The organism is Thalassovita sp. (assembly GCF_034670005.1).
Classification (GTDB): domain Bacteria; phylum Pseudomonadota; class Alphaproteobacteria; order Rhodobacterales; family Rhodobacteraceae; genus Thalassobius.
The window spans coordinates 103,976-122,800 of sequence record NZ_JAXMOH010000007.1 but is presented as its reverse complement, the minus strand read 5'-3'; the positions used below and the strand labels follow the sequence as shown (position 1 = coordinate 122,800).

17 protein-coding genes are annotated in these 18,825 nt (G+C 58.8%); 10 read left to right on the top strand and 7 right to left on the bottom strand.

What is annotated here, in order from left to right; all coding sequences use genetic code 11:
* Positions 1–2 precede the first annotated feature (2 nt).
* Positions 3–1,091, top strand: coding sequence for a DUF1513 domain-containing protein (locus tag VOI23_RS13275; RefSeq protein ID WP_323785354.1), 1,089 nt, complete (start codon positions 3–5; stop codon positions 1,089–1,091).
* Between the two features lie 52 nt (positions 1,092–1,143).
* Here the strand turns inward: VOI23_RS13275 and VOI23_RS13270 are convergent, their stop codons facing one another.
* The 3 genes from VOI23_RS13270 to VOI23_RS13260 form a co-directional block, all read right to left on the bottom strand.
* Positions 1,144–2,544 (bottom strand): TRAP transporter large permease, encoded by a 1,401-nt coding sequence (locus VOI23_RS13270; protein WP_323785353.1) that lies wholly within the window; start codon positions 2,542–2,544, stop codon positions 1,144–1,146.
* Positions 2,544–3,188 (bottom strand): TRAP transporter small permease, encoded by a 645-nt coding sequence (locus VOI23_RS13265; protein WP_323785352.1) that lies wholly within the window; start codon positions 3,186–3,188, stop codon positions 2,544–2,546. Before VOI23_RS13265 ends, VOI23_RS13270 begins: the two co-directional genes overlap by 1 nt.
* 81 nt (positions 3,189–3,269) lie before the next feature.
* On the bottom strand, positions 3,270–4,280 hold the full coding sequence (locus VOI23_RS13260) for a C4-dicarboxylate TRAP transporter substrate-binding protein (protein WP_323785351.1): 1,011 nt from the start codon (positions 4,278–4,280) through the stop codon (positions 3,270–3,272).
* A 304-nt stretch (positions 4,281–4,584) separates the two neighbouring features.
* Here VOI23_RS13260 and VOI23_RS13255 point away from each other — a divergent pair, with 304 nt between their 5' ends.
* A complete protein-coding gene (locus VOI23_RS13255) occupies positions 4,585–5,058 on the top strand; it encodes a hypothetical protein (protein ID WP_323785350.1) in 474 nt (157 codons plus the stop codon).
* A 47-nt stretch (positions 5,059–5,105) separates the two neighbouring features.
* Here VOI23_RS13255 and VOI23_RS13250 read toward each other — a convergent pair whose 3' ends face one another.
* Entirely contained in the window at positions 5,106–6,104 is a 999-nt protein-coding gene (locus VOI23_RS13250) for a molybdopterin-binding protein (RefSeq protein WP_323785349.1), read from the bottom strand.
* Positions 6,101–7,066: an XdhC family protein gene (locus VOI23_RS13245; RefSeq protein WP_323785348.1), complete on the bottom strand. Its 966-nt coding sequence runs from the start codon at positions 7,064–7,066 to the stop codon at positions 6,101–6,103. The genes VOI23_RS13250 and VOI23_RS13245 overlap by 4 nt, the downstream gene beginning before the upstream one ends.
* Before the next feature lie 475 nt (positions 7,067–7,541).
* Here VOI23_RS13245 and VOI23_RS13240 point away from each other — a divergent pair, with 475 nt between their 5' ends.
* A complete protein-coding gene (locus VOI23_RS13240) occupies positions 7,542–8,168 on the top strand; it encodes a class I SAM-dependent methyltransferase (RefSeq protein WP_323785347.1) in 627 nt (208 codons plus the stop codon).
* Here VOI23_RS13240 and VOI23_RS13235 read toward each other — a convergent pair.
* Positions 8,165–9,418, bottom strand: coding sequence for a VWA domain-containing protein (locus VOI23_RS13235; protein ID WP_323785346.1), 1,254 nt, complete (start codon positions 9,416–9,418; stop codon positions 8,165–8,167). The genes VOI23_RS13240 and VOI23_RS13235 overlap by 4 nt on opposite strands.
* A 69-nt stretch (positions 9,419–9,487) precedes the next feature.
* Positions 9,488–10,396, bottom strand: a complete 909-nt coding sequence (locus VOI23_RS13230; protein WP_323785345.1) for a MoxR family ATPase — start codon at positions 10,394–10,396, stop codon at positions 9,488–9,490.
* 241 nt (positions 10,397–10,637) lie between these two features.
* On the opposite strand from VOI23_RS13230, the gene VOI23_RS13225 reads away from it, so the two are divergent.
* The 7 genes from VOI23_RS13225 to VOI23_RS13195 all read left to right on the top strand — a co-directional run bounded on the left by VOI23_RS13225 (position 10,638) and on the right by VOI23_RS13195 (position 18,768).
* Positions 10,638–11,669 (top strand): glycosyltransferase family 2 protein, encoded by a 1,032-nt coding sequence (locus VOI23_RS13225; protein WP_323785344.1) that lies wholly within the window; start codon positions 10,638–10,640, stop codon positions 11,667–11,669.
* Entirely contained in the window at positions 11,666–12,310 is a 645-nt protein-coding gene (locus tag VOI23_RS13220) for a sulfotransferase (protein WP_323785343.1), read from the top strand. Before VOI23_RS13225 ends, VOI23_RS13220 begins: the two co-directional genes overlap by 4 nt.
* Positions 12,310–14,685 (top strand): glycosyltransferase family 2 protein, encoded by a 2,376-nt coding sequence (locus VOI23_RS13215; protein WP_323785342.1) that lies wholly within the window; start codon positions 12,310–12,312, stop codon positions 14,683–14,685. The genes VOI23_RS13220 and VOI23_RS13215 overlap by 1 nt, the downstream gene beginning before the upstream one ends.
* A gap of 4 nt (positions 14,686–14,689) precedes the next feature.
* On the top strand, positions 14,690–15,739 hold the full coding sequence (locus VOI23_RS13210) for a glycosyltransferase family 2 protein (protein WP_323785341.1): 1,050 nt from the start codon (positions 14,690–14,692) through the stop codon (positions 15,737–15,739).
* A 224-nt stretch (positions 15,740–15,963) separates the two neighbouring features.
* On the top strand, positions 15,964–16,923 hold the full coding sequence (locus tag VOI23_RS13205) for a phosphoadenosine phosphosulfate reductase (RefSeq protein WP_323785340.1): 960 nt from the start codon (positions 15,964–15,966) through the stop codon (positions 16,921–16,923).
* Positions 16,924–16,973: 50 nt separating this feature from the next.
* Entirely contained in the window at positions 16,974–18,014 is a 1,041-nt protein-coding gene (gene pyrC / locus VOI23_RS13200; RefSeq protein ID WP_323785339.1) for a dihydroorotase, read from the top strand.
* 73 nt (positions 18,015–18,087) lie between these two features.
* The gene (locus VOI23_RS13195) at positions 18,088–18,768 is read left to right on the top strand and encodes an orotate phosphoribosyltransferase (protein ID WP_323785338.1); all 681 of its coding nucleotides are present in this window, start codon (positions 18,088–18,090) and stop codon (positions 18,766–18,768) included.
* Positions 18,769–18,825 lie beyond the last annotated feature (57 nt).

The following is an 18,825-nucleotide window of genomic DNA, read 5'->3' as shown; positions in this document are numbered from 1 at the left end:
ATATGACGACAAGACGCAGCTTTCTGGCCGGTTTTCTAGCTGCAGGCATTGCCCCACAGGTTAGTTGGGCCGATATCGGCAGCCCAGCGTTTCTGTCTGCGGCCAAGCTTGCAGATGGCAGTTTTCGTTTGTTCGGACTGACCGAAGAAGGGGCCGCCCTGTTCTCTGTGCCACTTGAGGGGCGCGGCCACGCTGCTGCGGCGCATCCGACCAAAGCCGAAGCGGTGGCCTTTGCCCGCCGCCCCGGCACCTTTGCCCAAGTGATCGACTGTTCTTCCGGTCAGGTGCTGGCCAAAATGCAGACACCAAAGGGACGGCATTTCATGGGCCACGGTGCCTTTAGCGCCGATGGCAGGCTGTTGCTGACCACGGAAAACGATTTCGAACGGGGCACCGGGCGGATCGGCCTCTGGGACAGGGCCAGGGGCTATGCCCGGGTGGGCGAATTTGCCTCGGGCGGGGTGGGACCACATGACATCCTGCGACTGCCCGGTTCGGATCGTTTTATCATCGCCAATGGCGGCATCGACACCCATCCTGAATCGGGCCGCACGCCGCTCAACCTGGCCACCATGCGGGCCAATCTGGCCGCATTCGACCTTGATCACGGCGTGACCGACGTAACCGAACTGGACATCGCGCTGCGGCTCAATTCAATCCGCCATTTGTCGCTGCGGTCCGACGGAATGGTCGGTTTTGCGATGCAGTGGCAGGGCAACAGCAGCGACGTACCGCCCCTGATAGGGTTATTTCACCCCGGATCTGCGACTGCGCCCCAGCTGATGCAGGCACCCGATGACCTGCATCGGAACATGAGGAATTATGCCGGGTCCATCGCGTTCAGCGCCGATGGTGGCCAAATCGCCATATCGTCACCGCGCGGCGGCATGATACAGGCCTTCGACGTCGCCAAAACCCGCTTTGCCGGACATTGGGACGAAACCGACGTTTGTGGACTGAACGCCAGCGTATCGGGCTATATCGCCACTGCCGGAAGCGGTCGTGTCCTGCGCTATAACACGGCCGGCGGCGTAACCGCAGTGGACCACCCCGTTGCATGGGACAATCACCTGGTGGCGTTGATTGTGTAAAACTGAGGGCGGGAAATGTCTCATTTCCCGCCCTTCTGAAATATCAGCCGCCTCAGGCCAGAGATGGCAGCCACAACACAATCCACGGGAAGGCGATCAGCAAACCGATCGTCACTGCATCCGCCACGAAAAACGGCGTCACTCCGCGGAACACGTCCTGAACGCTCAGATCGTCCCGCACCCCGGCCACGACAAAGCAGTTCAGACCGATGGGGGGTGTGATCAGACAGAATTCGGCCATTTTCACCACCAAAATCCCGAACCAGATCGCGCACATCGGACCGGACATGCCAAAGGCGCTGTCGGCTGCACTGACCATTTCACCGCCATTAAGCGCCATTACCGCCGGGTAAACCACCGGCAGGGTCAACAGCAGCATACCGATCGCATCCATGAACATGCCCAACACCGCATAGGCCATCAGGATCATGATCAGCGTCAGCATCGGGCTTTGATCCAGCCCGGAAATCCAACCGGAAAACGCACGCGGCAAATCGGCAAACCCCAGGAACCGGACATAGATCAGCACGCCCCAGATGATGGTAAAGATCATCGCGCTCAGTTTTGCGGTTTCCAGTAGAGCATCCTTTAGCTGGCTCCAGCGCATGCCCCGGTACAGGGCCATCAGGAATACCACAAAAGCCCCCAATGCACCGCCTTCGGTCGGCGTGCCCCAGGCATCGCCGCCAAACGGGTTATAGATGAAGAATACGATGATCAGCACAACAAAGAAGATCGGAAAGGCCGGCGGCAGCGACGCCAGCCGCTGACCCCATGTAAAACCCTTTACCGGAGGACCGAAATTCGGAATGATCAGAGCCAGCCCAATGATCAGCCCGCCATAGATCAACGCCGAAAACGCACCGGGAATAAAACCCGCCAGCAATAGCTTGCCGACATCCTGTTCGACGATGATCGCATAGATCACCAGAATAGCCGAAGGCGGAATCAGCGAGGCCAGCGTGCCCCCGGCCGCAACCACCCCGGCGGCAAAGCGTTTGTCATATCCGGCTTGCAGCATCTCGGGGATCGCAATGCGGGCAAACACCGCCGCAGTCGCCACCGAAGCGCCGGAAACAGCGGCGAAACCGGCAGTGGCAAATATGGTCGATACTGCCAGACCGCCTGGCAACCAGCCGACCCAGCGTTTGGCAGCTTCGAACAAAGCCTTGGTCAGCCCGGCGTAATAGGCCAGATAGCCAATAAGAATGAAGGTGGGGATCAGCGAAAGCGCCTGGCTGGACACTTTCGAATGCGGCACCTGACCGGCGGTTTTCACCGCAATGGTCATCGCCTTGCCAAACCGTGCCGGATCGTAATCGAATTTGTTCCAGAAAATCCACACCAGCCCGACCAGACCGGCCAGACCGGCGGCAAAAGCCACCCGCATTCCCAACAACACCAGCAGCAACATTAAGGCCGAAACCCAAAGGCCGATTTCAATCGGTTCCATCAGCGCGCCCCCTCTTGATCCAGAGCACTGACATGCTCGGCTTCTTCCGCTGCCTGGGCCGCAGCCGACATCACCAGAGGCACAGCCACCGGTTCCGACAGTCCCAGCACAAAGGCCCGGCCATAGCCCCAGACCTGCAATGCCAGCCGCAAGGCCAACACGCTGAATGCCACTGGTGCCAACAGCTTGGCGGGCCAGATCGGCAGGCCGATATCAATCGAACTGTCACGGCTCCACAACGGGGCAGAAAAATCGAAACTGCGCGTGAAATGTTCCCAACTGCCCCAGACCAGCAACGCGATCAGGATCAGCGACACCAGAGCGGTGACCATCTCGGCCAACCACAACGCCCGACCATTCAACCGGCCAACCAGAATATCCATCCGAATATGACCGCCATCGCGTTGCGTATAGGCGACCGCCATGAACGCGATAAGTGGCATCACCTGTTCGATCCAGTCGACATAGCCAGGCAAAGGTGCATTGAACAGATTGCGCCCGTTGACAGATATCACCGCCAGAACCATCAAAGAAAACACTGCTAGACCGCTGATCAATGCCAGTACCGTCTCGATCCGGTGCAAACCGGCGTCAAGGCGGCTCAGGTTTGATCCGTCTTCCAGCACAGCCGAAGACCCTGCCATACCGTCATCCCCCATACATTCTTGTATTTATAAAAGAGACGGACCGCCCCGGTTTCCGGGGCGGTCCGCAATAGTCAAGGATCACATCCGCTGTTTTTTCAGCGTTTCAATGACAAGATCATAGAGTTCCTGACCCGGAATGCCCTGTGCTTCCATCTTGGCGATCCATGCTTCGCGGATCGGGTCGGCGGCAGCGGCCTTGAATTTGGCGATCTCATCCTCCGACAACATGACTTTGGTCACGTTCTTTTCGGCCAGAACCTGATCCCATTTGGTCAGCGTCTTGCCGTAATTTTGGATATAGTAATCCATCGCTTCGCCGATCGAACTGTCCAGCGCTTCACGATTCGCATCGCTCAGCCCTTCATAGGCGTCGATATTAACGACCACCGGGCAATTCACCGTGCCCGGGTTCAGGTTCGCGCTCCACCAGGTGGCCTGATCAATGGTACGATAGGCGAAATGTGCGTGCTGTGCGAAGGCCACGGTATCCACGACACCGCTTTCCAACGCGTTATAGGCTTCTGTCGCAGTCACCGAGGTGGGCACAGCGCCGATCGCCTTGAACGCCTGACCGATGCCGCCCGTCGCGCGCACCCGCATGCCGTTCATTTTGTCCAGCGTATCTCGCGGTTCACCGGTGCCGACGATATTATATTGCGGCATCGGCGACGGCATCAGCAGCATGGCATTCCAGCGCGCCAGATCCTTCTTCGCGGCTTCGGTTGCGTAAACGGCGTTGGATACCGCCACTTCCTCTTCCAGCGTGTTCACGCCGAGGAAGGGCAACTCCAGCACAGTTATGGTCGGGTTCTTGTCAGCGTGATAGCCGGCGCAGAATTGCGCCATTTCAAAAGCGCCGATGGAAATCCCGTCGAGGTTTTCCTTGTTCTTCGACAGGCCGCCATAGCTGATATTCATAGTGAATTCGCCATTGGTCTTTTCACTGACCAGTTCAGCCAGTTTTTCGACATGTTCGGTAAAGGCGCGGCGTTTGCCCCAAACCGAAACATTCCATTCTTCGGCCATGGCTTCGGTTGCAAAGCCCAAAGCAAGCGCCGCGACTACGGCCTTGGCAAATATAGATTTCATAGTTCTCTCCCTTTTGGCGACATCTTCTCCATGATCGCTCGCCAAGACGCTAGCCTACGAGAAAGAGCATGCCAAGCCCAAGGCTTGGATCCGTGAACTGCGGTAGCGCAGATCGTTGAGGAAATCGTTGCCAGAACATATCTTCTGCATTATCCTTTAACGGGAATTTTTCTAAATTTGTGGATTGACTTCACCGCAAAACTGTCAAAAATTCGACATGTAATATTTGATAATTTTTCCATTTCATTTGCACCTTATCAGTCCAGCATTTTTTAATCTGCACCGCTCTGGAACACTCAACGTAATGAAGCCATACCTGATCGTTTACCATTCCCGCACAGGCTTCACCCGCACTGCCGCCGAAGCGCTGACGCAATATATCGATGCGGATATTGAAGAAATTTCCGTAAAAAATCAAAAACATGGATTACGCGCATATCTTTCGTCGGGATGGGCAGCCCTGACTCGGAAACCGGCCGAAATAGACACTCCGCAGCGACGAGCGCGGCTTTATCCGCTTGTGATCATCTGCGGGCCGAACTGGGCCGGGCATATCTGCGCTCCGATACTCGGCTGGCTCGATCAGGAGGGCACCGAGCTGGAAAAATATGCCGCTTTTGTCACCCAGGGGGGCAGCGGCGGCGAAAAGGTCTTAAAACAACTAGAAGACGAAACAGGACAGGCTCCGACTGCGACCCTAATCCTGACTGATGACGAAATTAGAGCCGGCGATTTCGATGCCAAGATCAAGGCCTTCGCGGATCAGCTAACAGGTTGAACAGCCCATTTTGCGGTTAGAATGACACGCTTTGAAAGCCACCCGGCTCAGGCTTTGCGCCCGGCCCGCGGCATCGGCCGGGTCGCGATTTCCTTCAACAGTCCGCCCACGCCCATCGCGGCGATATCCGCAGCACTGACGGATACCCCGCAGGCTACCCGGCTTAGTACCCAATCGGCACCGTTCAAAGCCGGCGAACGGGCACAGCCCGGCAGACCGATGAAGGGGCGTTCGCCCAAGCCACCCAGAAACAGCAGGTTGCCCGGATCGACCGGCATACCGAACCGTTCCACCTGGCCGCCCGCAAGGCGCAGCGCCTGCGGTGCGACATCATAAGCGTCAGAGGTGGCCGATCCGGTCAGAACCATAACCAAATCGCCGGTCGCGGCAGCAATCGCTGCGGCCAAATCTGCTTCGCGGTGCGGCACCAGCGCGCATTCACAAAGCGACATGCCCAACATGTCAATTCGCGCCTCAATCGCCTTACGGCCTTTATCGCCCGGGCCGCCGGGAATATCGGTAATAATAAGCGACGCCGAACGACAGACGGGTCGGGCCAGACGCATCGCCCCTGCGCCCAGTTCACAGGCCCGGTCGACATCGGCACGCGCCACACCGTAGGAAATGATCTTGACCGTTCCGACCATGCCGCCGGTGGTCATCTGCTGAAATGGCGGCACCGTTGCCAACGTTATCATCGGATCAATCGCGTTCAGCGCCACCAGCCGATCCTGATCCATCACCACCACGCCGGGTCCATCGGCGGTGATATTGACCCGCCCTGTAAACGGCTTGGACAGGCGCAGGCCAGCTGCATCGGGATCGGGCACCAGCGCCCGGGCCAGCGCCGCCGCGGCGGCATCTTCATGGATATCACCAGGCTCCAACCGGGCAACGGTGACGTCACCAACACCCGCCCCGCGCAGCGCCGCGATATCGGCCGCGCTGAGAACGACGCCCTTGCGCATCCGCTTGCCATCCAGCGAAATCGAATGGGCCAGGATCGCCCCTTCCGCCTGCGCAATGGGAACCGGACCGAACTTCATCCCTGCCTCAAAACGGCGGTACATTCTGCCAGGATCGACAGCGCGATCTCGGCCGGACTGGCCGAACCGATATCCAATCCCACCGGGCCATGGATTTTCCCGATCTGGGCATCGGTAAACCCCTTGTTTTTCAGCCGCTCGACGCGTTTCGCATGTGTCCGGGTCGATCCCAAGGCACCGATATAAAACACCTCCGACACCATCGCCTGTTCCAGCGCGGGATCGTCCAGCTTGGGGTCGTGGGTCAGCAGCACCAGCGCGGTGCGGCTATCGAGACCCAGCGCCCTGACGCCATCATCGGGCCAATCATTCAGGATGGTTTCGCCGGGAAACCGCGCCTGTGACCCAAAGCTTTCACGCGGGTCGATCAGCACCGGATCATAACCCAAAAGCCGTGCCATCGGCACCAAGGCCTGGGCGATATGTACCGCCCCCACCACCAGCATCCGCAAAGGCGGATTATGAATCGCCACGAATGTCTGACCGTCTTCTTCGAAACCCGAACGGTCCATCCGAAACCGATCCGAATATCCGTCGCGAGCCAAAGCGCGGGCTCCGGTGGCCGGATTGACCACATACGCGATGGGCTGCCGGGCCTGCCGCGCAGCGACCAGATCGGCCAGCAGCGCCTCGGGTATCACCTTGCCGACCGGTTCGACCAGCACCCGGATGGTGCCGCCGCAGGCCAATCCAACAGCGAAAGCATCACCATCGCTAACCCCGAATTCCAGCATCCGGAATGCGCCGTCTTCCAGCGCTTCCATCGCTTCAACCACTACCGCGCCCTCGACGCAGCCGCCCGAAACCGACCCTTCGATTTCACCCTGCCCGGAAATCACCAACTGGCTGCCAACCCGGCGCGGCGCACTGCCCCAGGTCTGCACCACGGTGGCCAGAACCGCGCCCTTGCCTGCGCGATGCCATTCCAACGCAATTTCGGGAATATTATCAAACCGGTCCATGACGTTCCTCCCCTGCCCGTCATAGCAGGTTAGCGCGAGATTTCGTGTTGTCCATTGGTGCCGGTTAAGACTGGGCGTAAATTCCTTCACCCGCCCACCGCAAACGACCTGTGGACAGTAAAAAAACGCCGGAACCTTTGAGGGCCAGAGTAACCACATACGATACTGAATGAACGGCGTTTCCCTGACCCGCGATAAAATTGCTTCCGGCTGTCGTATTCGCTTTGTCAGTCAACCAGCAAACCTGAGCCGCGCCCGCCCGCTCCGCTTCATAGTGAACGGTTTTGGTCAGGGCCCGGACAGTCGCCCATCATCATCGCCAGCACGAAGACGACCCCGAGAAGTACGCGCCTGTTTCCAGTCAAGTAGCATGAATTTATCCTTCCCTTGCTCCCATTCAAAAAAACACATACTTATACATTCCAAATTATGAATAGCTTAGATCAACCGACTGCAAACAGCTGGAGAGCCCCGAATGACCGATTGCGGTACACAATGGGAAGATGTCTATCGCAGCAAGGACGAAGCCGAAGTCAGCTGGTTCGAGAAACGCCCTGAGATTTCGCTCGACTTGATCGCGCAAAGCGGGATCGCCCCAGATGTGGCGCTGATCGATATCGGCGCCGGGGCATCGCGACTGACCGATTGCCTGCTGGAACAGGGGTTCCGCGACCTGACCGCGCTCGATCTGTCTCAGGCCGCCTTGACCGCAACGCGCGATCGCCTGCCCGAGGACGCGCCGGTGACCTGGATTGCTGGCGATGTACTACGCTGGACGCCCGAAAAGCGCTATGCGCTGTGGCATGACCGGGCGGCGTTTCATTTCCTGACCGATCCGGCGGATCAGGCGGCCTATCGCGACAAGTTGATTGAGGCGCTGGTGGAGGGCGGCTATGCCGTCATCGGCACCTTCGCCCCTGACGGGCCGGACAAATGCAGCGGGCAGGTCATCGAAAAATACGATACTGACAAGCTGATGGCGCTGCTGGGGCCGGAATTCCGGCTCATCGACAGCCGCCGCCATACTCATGTGACGCCGGGCGGGACCGAACAGCGGTTTTTCTACGCGCTGGTTCAGAACCGGCCGGTGGGATCGCCCTAGTCGAGCATCGCCATCAACCGGTCCTTGTCACCACTGTCATTGGTGCGCGAAATCGCCTCGGCCAGATCTTCCAGCGTCTGCACCGAATGCCCCGCGCGAAAAGCGTCAACATGCGGCAACATCGCCTTGATGCCCTGAGCTTTGGGCGCAAAGCCATCCCAGCGCAGCAGCGGGTTCAGCCAGATCAGACGACGCGCGGACAAATGCAGACGATTCATTTCCTTTGCCAAAGCCTCCGGATCGCCACGATCCAGCCCATCGGTGATCAACAACACGACCGCCCCCTGCCCCATCACCCGGCGCGACCAGTCGCGGTTGAAACTGTGCAGGCAATCGCCGATCCGCGTACCGCCTTCCCAGTCCTGAGCCTGCGCCCCGGCGGCGCTGAGCGCCTGATCGACGTCGCGAGTCTGCATGTGGCGGGTGATATTGGTCAGTCGCGTGCCGAAGGTGAAGGCATGCACCTTGGCCCATCCAGCGCCCTTTTCATTGGCGACAGCATGGAGAAAATGCAAAACCATCCGGCTGTATTGACTCATAGATCCGGAAATGTCGCAAAGCACGATCAGGTTGGGCCAGCGATGACGGCGTTTCTTCAGCGCGATATCGTGCAATTCGCCCCCCCGCCGCATCGAACCACGCAGCGTCCGGCGCCAATCTATTTCGTGCCCGCGCAGAGCCGCGCGCGTACGGCGTGACGGGATCGGCTTCACAGGTAGCCGCAACCGTGCCAGCATCCGCTTGGCCTGAGCGATCTCCGCAGTGCTCATCTGTTCGAAATCGAGCGAACGAAGCCGTTCTTCGTTTGACATGGTCTGCGAGGCGTCGACCTCGATCAGAAACTCCTCTTCGTTCTCGTCCAGTTCCGGCAGGTCGGGTTCGATCCCTTCCAAGAGCGCCTCGGCGGCGCGTTTTTCCGCCGACTGCGCTTTACGTTCCTCCTGTACGCCGCGAATGGCCGGCAGCATCATCGCCATCATGTGTTCCATGTAGCGCGGATCGCGCCAGTAAAGGCGGAAGATCTGGGCAAATACGACGCGGTGTTCGGGACGGTTCACGAAACAGGCGTGCAGGGTCCAGTAGAAATCGAACTTGTCGGTAAAGCCCGCCGCCTCGACCGCGCGTATCGCGTCGATCACCCGGCCCGGACCGATCGGCAGCCCGGCCTTGCGCAAGGCGCGGGCGAAATAGGTAATGTTATGAGTGAGTTTGGGAGACTCGGGGAGGTCGAGATCGGGAAGGTTTGCCATCCTGTCACCCGACGCGGGGGCCTGTCTGCCCCCCGCCGCCCCCGAGGATATTTTCAAAAAGAAGAAGCATCATGCCGGTTCAAGGGAGGCTTTTGCTTCGTCGAGCAGGCGTTTGGCTTCGGAACCTTGCAGCCGCTGAATGTCGTCCTGATATTTCAGCACCGCGCCGATCGTGTCGGCGATGACTTCGGGACTGAGCGAGAGCACGTCGAGCGCCAGCAGGCATTTGGCCCAGTCGATGGTTTCGGCCACGCCCGGTTTCTTGAACAGGTCTTCGGTGCGCAAGCGCTGCACGAAGGCCACCACTTCGCGCGATAGCGCCTGCGCCGCTTCGGGCGCGCGGGCGTTCAGGATTTCGATCTCTCGATCAAAGCTGGGGTAATCGACCCAATGATAGAGGCAGCGGCGTTTCAGCGCGTCATGCACTTCGCGGGTTCGGTTCGAGGTAAGAATCACAATGGGGGGTTCGGGTGCCTTGACGGTGCCGAATTCCGGAATGGTGACCTGAAAATCCGACAGTGCTTCCAACAGGAAAGCCTCGAACGGTTCGTCGGTACGGTCAATTTCGTCTATCAGCAGCACCGGAGCGCCACCCACCTGCGGCCGCATCGCCTGTAGCAAGGGCCGTTCGATCAGGTAGTCTTCGGTAAAAAGTTCGGCCTTCAGCGCATCGCGATCAGCCCCGCCAGCGGCTTCGGCGGTGCGGATGGCGATCATTTGTTCGGCGAAATTCCATTCATAAACGGCACTGGCGGCATCCAGTCCTTCGTAACATTGCAGCCGGATCAACCGTCGTCCCAGCGCAGCAGCGACCGCCTTGGCAATCTCGGTCTTTCCGGTACCGGCCTCGCCTTCCAGAAACAATGGCCTGCCCAGTTTCAGCGACAGAAACAGCACCGTAGCCAATGCCCGACCGCAGACGTAATCCTGTTCGGCCAGCCGCGCCTGAGCGTCGTCAATCGAAGTTACTTCGGTCATCGTCATCCTCCCTGCGCGCCAGTCAGTCAGGCACAGAGGGCAGCGTCAAGCACGACCATTGTCGCGTTTGTAAAAAAATTCCGACTGTCTGCGCAAAGGGCCACCAGCACAAGATTGACGGATTCCGCCCTGAACTGTAAAGATTTCATCAATAATCAAGCGGCTAAGACAAAACCCGGCCGCGCCGTTGACGAGCAGAGAGTAGCCAAGAGACATGTCTGATGCGCCAGGGGGCAGGCCAATGCGTGTGACCGCCGTAACCTGTGTGAAAAACGAAGGCCCCTTCTTGCTGGAATGGATCGCCTTTAACCGGCTGATCGGGGTCACCGATTTTCTGTTTTATTCCAACGATTGTTCCGACGCGACCGACCGGTTGCTGGATGCGTTGGCAGAACGCGGCATCGTCACCCATCTACCCAACCCGGCCCAAGGAAGAAATTACCAGATGGAAGCGCTGAAAGACGCCGCCCGTCAGGACCTTGTCCGCGATGCCGATTGGGTCTGGATTGCGGATGTCGATGAATTCCTCAACATCCATATCGGTGATCACACCATCCCGGCGCTGATCGAAGCCTGCGGCAATCCACAGGCAATATCGCTGCAATTTCAGTTTTTTGCCAATGACGATATCGAGGATTTCCAAGACCGGCCGGTGATCGAACAATTCACCCGCTCGCATAATCCCGACGTGTGGTGTGGAGAAATGGCGCAAGAGGTCAAGACCCTGATCCGGCACGATTTCCCGCTGCATTATTATGGCGCACACAGGCCATTTTTCAAAACCAAACTGCCGAAGAAACGCCGCCCCATCTGGACCGACGGATCGGGACGCAACGTGCCGCACCGGTTCCTGATCGCGGCCAATCCGCGCCGGATCCGGAAATTCCCAGCCCAAGGCGCGCGCGAGTTTGCCACGCTGAACCACTACGCTTTGCGGTCGCTCGATAGTTATCTGGTCAAGAATGACCGGGGCGACGTGAACCGTGAAAACCGGGATTTCGACGATACCTACTGGCGCGAACGTAACGATCCGGCCTGGGCTGACCTGTCGATCCGACGCTACCTGCCCGATCTGAAAGCCGCGCTGGAAGGTCTGAAATCGGACCCGGAGATCCGCGCCCTACATGACGAGGCCTGCAATCTGCACCGGGCCAAGCGGGACGAGCTGTTGCAAGATCCCGCCTATCAGGCAATGCGCGATCAGCTCAAGTCGGCCAGCAAGCTGCCGCCCGAGGAAGAAAAGATGATCGCTGCCTTGGGGCTGACGCTGTGACCCGGTTGCGCGTGATCAATCTGGGCCTGCCGAAATCGGGCACCACCACTTTGGCGCGGGCGATGAAAATCGCCGGCCTGAAGACCGCTGATTACCGTATCCGACGACGGCAGACCCAAAACATCGACCTGCACGGCGCTTTTGTCGGCAAGCTGATGTATGACGGCTATTTCCATTCCGGCGACCCGCTGTCACTGATGCAAGAATTCGATGCCTTTACCGAGGTGAACGCGCTGCGCGAGGGGCTGAGCCTGTGGCCGCAGACCGATTGGGGGATAATCGACGCCATCCGACAGCATCATCCGGGGGCGAAATTCCTGCTGTCTTATCGTGATCCCAAGGCAATTTCCGACAGCATGCTGCGCTGGTCCAATCTGGGGGTGGAGCGATTGCCGAAAAACGCCATTCCGGGCTTGCCGCTGGGTTATGGTGAAACCGGACATGAGCGGGTCCAGTGGATCGAGGCGCATCACGCCCATATCCGTAAACTCTTTGCCGGGGATGATGGATTTCTGGAATATGATCTGGCGGATAAATCCGCCAAGGACAAGATCGCGGACTTTCTCGGCATAGATCTGAAATGGTGGGGCCGGGCCAACAAGGGCCGCAAGCCTAAGAAAAGCGGAACGGAGGCCGCCTGATGCGGATTTACCTGCATATCGGTCTGGAACAGACCGGCGCGGCGCGGTTGCAGCAAATCCTGTCGGACAAGCGTGATCAGCTATTGGATAAGGGATACCTGTTCCCCCGATCGCCGGGGCCGAAGAACCACACCCGGCTCTTTATGGCCGTCACCGATCCCGACCATATCGATCCGCTACGGTTCAACCGGGGTTTCATTGCACCCGACAAACAGGCGCAACTGTTTGAAGATCTGCAGCAGGCGTTGATCCGCGAAGTAGCGGAAAAACAACCGCAGGCACTGATCCTGTCTGCCGCGCAATTGGGCCCCTCTCTGGCTCGGCGGTCCGAAATCGAGCGGTTGAAATCTCTACTGGCACCGCTTTCCGACGATATCAGGATCATTGCCCATATCGATGAACAAGGCCGGCTGCTGGCGCGCCACTATGCGGCGCAGGTGCTTGAGGGGCGCAAAACCTCTTTGGCCCTGGAAATGGAAATGGCGGGAACGCCCGATTGGTGGGACGATGCCTTGCTGGATGGGCATGAAATCGTGCCGCAAAACGGGCAGTTTCAGGAAACCCAATGCCCGGCCTTCTGGCTTGATTTTCCGCGATTGCAACAGGAATGGGAAACCGTGTTCGGATCGGGTTCGGTAACTTTCCGTCCCTATGACGAAGCCCTGTTTTATTCCGACGCGGCAACTGACGAGATCCGCGCGATGTTCGAAATCGAAGGCAGCATCGGGCGGGCACTGGCTGAGCGTCCACCGGCGCAACCTTCGGCAGCCTGGGTGACACGTGCGCGCCAGATGAATGATCTGTTATTGCAATTGCTGAACAACTCGGACCGGATTATCGGGCGCCCGCTTTGGGGCAAGTTTATGGACGAAGTGCAAGTTGAGGGCGATCCGATTGCGGCGGGCAGTCTGGCGCCGGTGTCGCAAGGGTTTAGCGCAGCGAACAACGCGCTTTTATCCGCCCACCCTGCCCTGACTGAAACCAGCCTGACACCCGACCCCGCCCTACCTGACTGGACCGAAGCCGAGCCGGAAAAAGGATTCCGCGCGACCCAGTATCTACGGGCATTCCTGTGGCGGATCGACAAGGAGACACGGGACGCTCAGAAAAGCAAAGCCGAGGATATCGCCGCGCTGAATGGCGCCCTCCGTCCGCAGGCGGCGCAACAACGGGACGGCGATAAAGATGGATTGTCCAAGGCCGCACGCAGGATCATGCCGCCACTGGCAGTGAAGAATTACGAGAAGCTGAAAGCGTCCTCGTTCAAACCGCACAATATGATCGGTATGGTGGAAGAAGAACAGCTGGCAGCCCCCTATTCCCCGATGCAGCCGCGCCAATTGCCAGATGGTAACACCGGCACCCTGATCGTCGGCTGTATGAAGAATGAAGCGCCCTATATCATAGAATGGGTCGCCTATCATCGCGCCATTGGGGTGGATAATTTCCTGATCTACACCAATGACTGTTCAGACGGCACCAGTGAAATTCTGGACCGTTTGCAGGACATGGGCGTTTTGCAACACCGCAACAATGACAAATGGAAAGGAAATTCACCGCAACAACACGCGCTTAATCAGGCGCTTAAGGAACCGGTGCTGCAGAATTCAGACTGGATCGCCCATATTGACGTGGACGAGTTCATGAATATCCGCTGCGGCAACGGCACGCTGCCGGATTTCTTCGAACGGATCGGGGACGCGACCAATGTGGCGATGACCTGGCGACTGTTCGGCTATAACGGCGTGACCCGTCTGGAGGACAGCTTCGTCATCGACCAATTCGACATCTGCGCCCCCAAATTCTGCCCAAAGCCGCATACGGTCTGGGGGTTTAAAACGATGTTCCGGAACATCGGGGCCTATGAAAAGATCAGTTGTCACCGCCCGAATAAGCTGCGGGAGGATTTCAAGGCGCAAGTCAAATGGGTCAATGGATCGGGTCAGGATATGACCAAGGACGCCGCCGAAAAAGGCTGGCGTAATTCCAAGAAAACCATCGGTTACGACCTGATCCAGCTCAATCATTACGCGCTGCGCAGCGCCGAAAGCTATCTGGTCAAACGCCAGCGCGGCCGGGCGCTGCACGTGGATCGCTCGATCGGTCTGAATTACTGGATCCGGATGGACTGGTCCGATTGCAAGGATGTCACCATCAAACGCAACCTGCCGCGGATGCAGGCAGAATATGACCGTCTCATGGCTGACGAGGTGTTACGCGGCTGGCATCTCACGGGGGTGGAATGGCACCGGGCCAAGGCCGCCGAATTACACGAAATGCCGGAATTCGAAGAGCTCTATCAACAGGCGTTGACCATCGATCTGGATGCAACCGAACGTGTCGCATATGCGCTGGCGCTGGATATGGAAAGCTAGTGCTTTGAAGATCCTCGCCATCCTGACCCAGCGCAATGAAGGCGCTTTCCTGCTCGAATGGCTAGCCCATCACCGGGCGGTGGGATTTACAGACTTTCTTGTATTTTCAAATGATTGCCAGGACGGCAGCGATGCGATGCTGGATCGGTTAGAGGCGATGGGCGCGCTGACCCATGTCCGCAATGATGGCCCTTACGGCAAGGGTGGCGTCCAGTTCACCGCTTACAAGCTGGCCGAACAACATCCCGCGCTGGCCGATGCCGATTGGCTGATGACGCTGGATGTGGACGAATTCGTCAATATCCATGTTGGCGCCCATACCATCCCTGACCTGCTGGACGCCTTGCCCGAAGCGACGGCGATCCCACTGACTTGGCGGCTGTTCGGCAATGCCGGGCAGGTCCGGTTCGAGGATCATCCGGTGACCGAAACCTTTACCCGCGCAGCCCCTGTTGTGATGCACTGGCCGTGGCGCGTGGCGATGTTTAAAACGCTGTACCGCAATGATGGCACCTACGGCAAACTGGGTGTTCACCGGCCGCGCCGCCCCGACGCCGACAAGGTCGCACAGGCGCGCTGGTTCGATGGCGAAGGTCGCGAACTGGACCCCAAATTTACCACCACGCGGATTTTTTCCAATTACGGCCGGTCGAATTATGCGCTGGCCCAACTGAACCATTACCCCCTGGGCGCGATGGAAAGCTATGTGCTCAAATCCGATCGCGGTCGCGCGGTGCATTCCGACCATATGCTGGATATAGATTACTGGGTGGAACGGAATTTCAACATTGCCGAGGATCGCTCGATCCTCGCCCTGTCCGAGCGGATGCAAGCGGAATTGGCCGCATTGAAATCCGACCCCGAACTGGCCCGGCTGCACGATGCCGCTGTCACATGGCGCAAGTCACGTTTCGAAGACCTGATGCTTCTGGAACCGTATCGGGCCCTGTTCGGCCGATTGCTGACCGTGCCGCCTTCGCGTCCAGTACCGAAAGAGGCCGCTCGGTTTCTGACCCATTATGCCAATCTGGGCCGCAAAACCAAGCGGGACTGATCCGATTGTGCGCCTTGCGGCGCGCAGTCCTTTCTCGGCTCCGGCCTTCGGCCTCTGCCGCGCAATTGCCTCCGGCAGGAGTATTTGATCCAAGAAGAAACCGCTGCGGGTGCCAAGAATCCCCCCCGGTTTCTCCGCATTTTTGCCCCAAATCCACTTTAGATTCGATTGGAAATAAGCCGTGCCGGGGTCTCCGCTGCGGAAAAAAATCGAGGAATGAGTAGATGCTGGATGCGCCGAACCCGTTGGACACACCGCTCAATGGCCTGAAAAAGGCGGCATGGCTGGAAAAATTCGACGAAATCACCGATGAAACCGGTTTTTGTCAACTCCTTGGTGACCGCCATATCGCCGGGTTCGTGGATGAAAAACCGATTTTGCTGGTCACCTTCGAATCGATACAGGGCATTCAGGCGCTGTCGGATACTGCTCAGCCGATGGGGTGGGATTTCGCCCGCGCGCTTGGCTGGTCGCATCTGGGAGTGATATCAGATGGCGATACCTGGTTCCGCGACGGTAATATCTACGGATTTTTCGACCGATTGATTGATGACGGATTTTTCGAAGACTTCGAACAGGTGATCTTCTATGGCGCAGGTCCTTGCGGTTATGCTGCGTCTGCCTTTTCCGTTGCCGCCCCCGGGGCCACCGTCGTGGCGGTACAGCCGCAAGCTACGCTGGACCCTCGGGTGACGGAATGGGACGACCGGTTCATCGAGATGCGCCGCACCTGTTTCACCGACCGGTTCGGCTATGCCCCCGATATGCTGGATGCCGCTGCGCGGGGGTTTGTCATCTATGATCCGAGCGAAGACCTCGATGCGATGCATGCAGCACTGTTTACCCGGCAGAACGTGACCAAACTGCGGATGCCAAATATGGGCGATGCGCTGCAATCGGAACTGATCGCGATGGAAATCCTGTTCCCGATCCTGCAGGCCGCGGGTGAGGACCGGCTGGACGAGGCTCTTTTCGCCGCGCTTTACCGCGCCCGGCGCGACCACCCGGCCTATCTGCGCGGGTTGATCGCCAAGATGGACGTGGCCGATCGTCCCTGGCTGGCGACGATGGTCTGCCGCAACGTGGTGGCGCGGATGAATGCGCCACGGATCAAGCGCCGTTTGGATTCGCTGGAAAAGGCCGCCGAAGAAGGCAAGATCGTAATTCCGCCAAAACGCGACTGATTTTCGTTCAGTACTGGAATGCAGCCCCGCGATTGTGTAATCGCGGGGGTATGAACAGCTCGATCACCCTGACCCGCCCCGATGACTGGCACCTGCATCTGCGCGATGGCGCGATGCTGAAAGCCGTGCTGCCCGAAACCGCCCGTGATTTCGCCCGTGCGATTATCATGCCGAACCTGGTCCCGCCGGTGGTCACCGGGGCCGATGCCACAGGCTATCGCGACCGGATCATGGCTGCACTGCCCAAGGGCATGGCGTTCGAGCCGTTGATGACGCTTTACCTGACCGAGGACACCGATCCCAAAGACGTCGCGGCCGCCCATGCCAGCGGCCTGATCAAGGCGGTAAAGCTATACCCCGCTGGCGCCACCACCAATTCAGCCAGCGGCGTGCGCGATTTCGACAAAGTGCGCGGCGTTCTGGAAAAGATGGCCGAAATCGGCCTGACGCTGTGTGTGCATGGCGAAGTCACCGAGGCCGAGATCGACATTTTCGACCGCGAAGCCGTGTTCATCGACCGGGTGCTCGACCCGGTACGCCGGGCCACACCGGGGCTGCGCGTGGTGATGGAACATATCACCACCAAGGACGGCGTCGACTATGTGCGCGCCAATGATCGTGATCTGGGCGCCACCATCACCACCCACCACCTGATCATCAACCGCAACCATATCCTGGTCGGCGGCATCAAGCCGCATTACTACTGCCTGCCGGTTGCCAAGCGCGAAAGCCATCGACTGGCCCTGCGCGACGCGGCGACCAGCGGCGATGAACGGTTCTTCCTCGGCACAGACAGTGCCCCGCACACGGACGCCAATAAGGAAACCGCCTGCGGTTGCGCCGGTTGTTTCACCGCCACCAACACGATGCCCCTGCTGGCGCATGTATTCGAAGACGACGGCGCGCTGAATAAGTTGGAAGGCTTTGCTTCCAAACACGGTCCCGCCTTCTACCGCCTGCCAGAAAACAGTGACACGATCAGCCTGGTCAAACAGGACAGCCCGGTCGTGTTCCCCGCCAAGATCGACACCGCAGATGGCCCCGTCACCGTTTTCGACCCCGGCTTCCCGGTCTATTGGAAGGTCGCCTGAGCTTTCACTATTCCCAAAATACTCCCGCCGGAGGCGTCCCGAAACCGCCGCCGCAACGTCCGAGGAAAAACCGATGATCCCAACCGCCTTCCCGCCGAAACAAGAAATCGCCCGCCTGACCGCCCGGATGCTGCTGGAAATCGGCGCGGTGAATTTCAACACCCGCGAACCGTATACGCTGGCCTCGGGCCTTCCCTCGCCCAGCTATATCGATTGCCGAAAGCTGATTTCCTTCCCTCGCATCCGCTCGGCGCTGATGGATTTCCTGGTGATCACGGTGATGCGCGACGCCGGGTTCGAGGCCTTCGACAATATCGCAGGTGGCGAAACTGCGGGCATTCCATTTGCCGCGCTGGTGGCTGAACGCATGGCGCTGCCGATGACCTATGTGCGCAAGAAACCCAAAGGCTATGGCCGCAACGCCCGGATCGAGGGCGCGATGAGCGAAGGCGAGCGGGTTCTGCTGGTCGAGGACCTGACCACCGATGGCGGTTCCAAGCTGAGCTTCGTCGACGCGATCCGCGAAACCGGCGCCACCTGCGGACATACGGCGGTGATTTTCTACTATGACATCTTCCCTGAAACCACCAAGACGCTGGGCGATCACGGGGTGCAGCTGCACCACCTGTGCACCTGGTGGGACGTGTTGGCCGAGGCCAAGGTGCAAGAGGCGTTCGATTCCGAAACCCTGACGGAGGTCGAGTCGTTCCTGAACGACCCGCGCGCGTGGCAGGAAGCGCGAAAAAACGGCTGATCCTAACGCTTTTTCAAAAACCTTTGTGGCAAAGGTCTGCCTGATCCGGCAGACCTT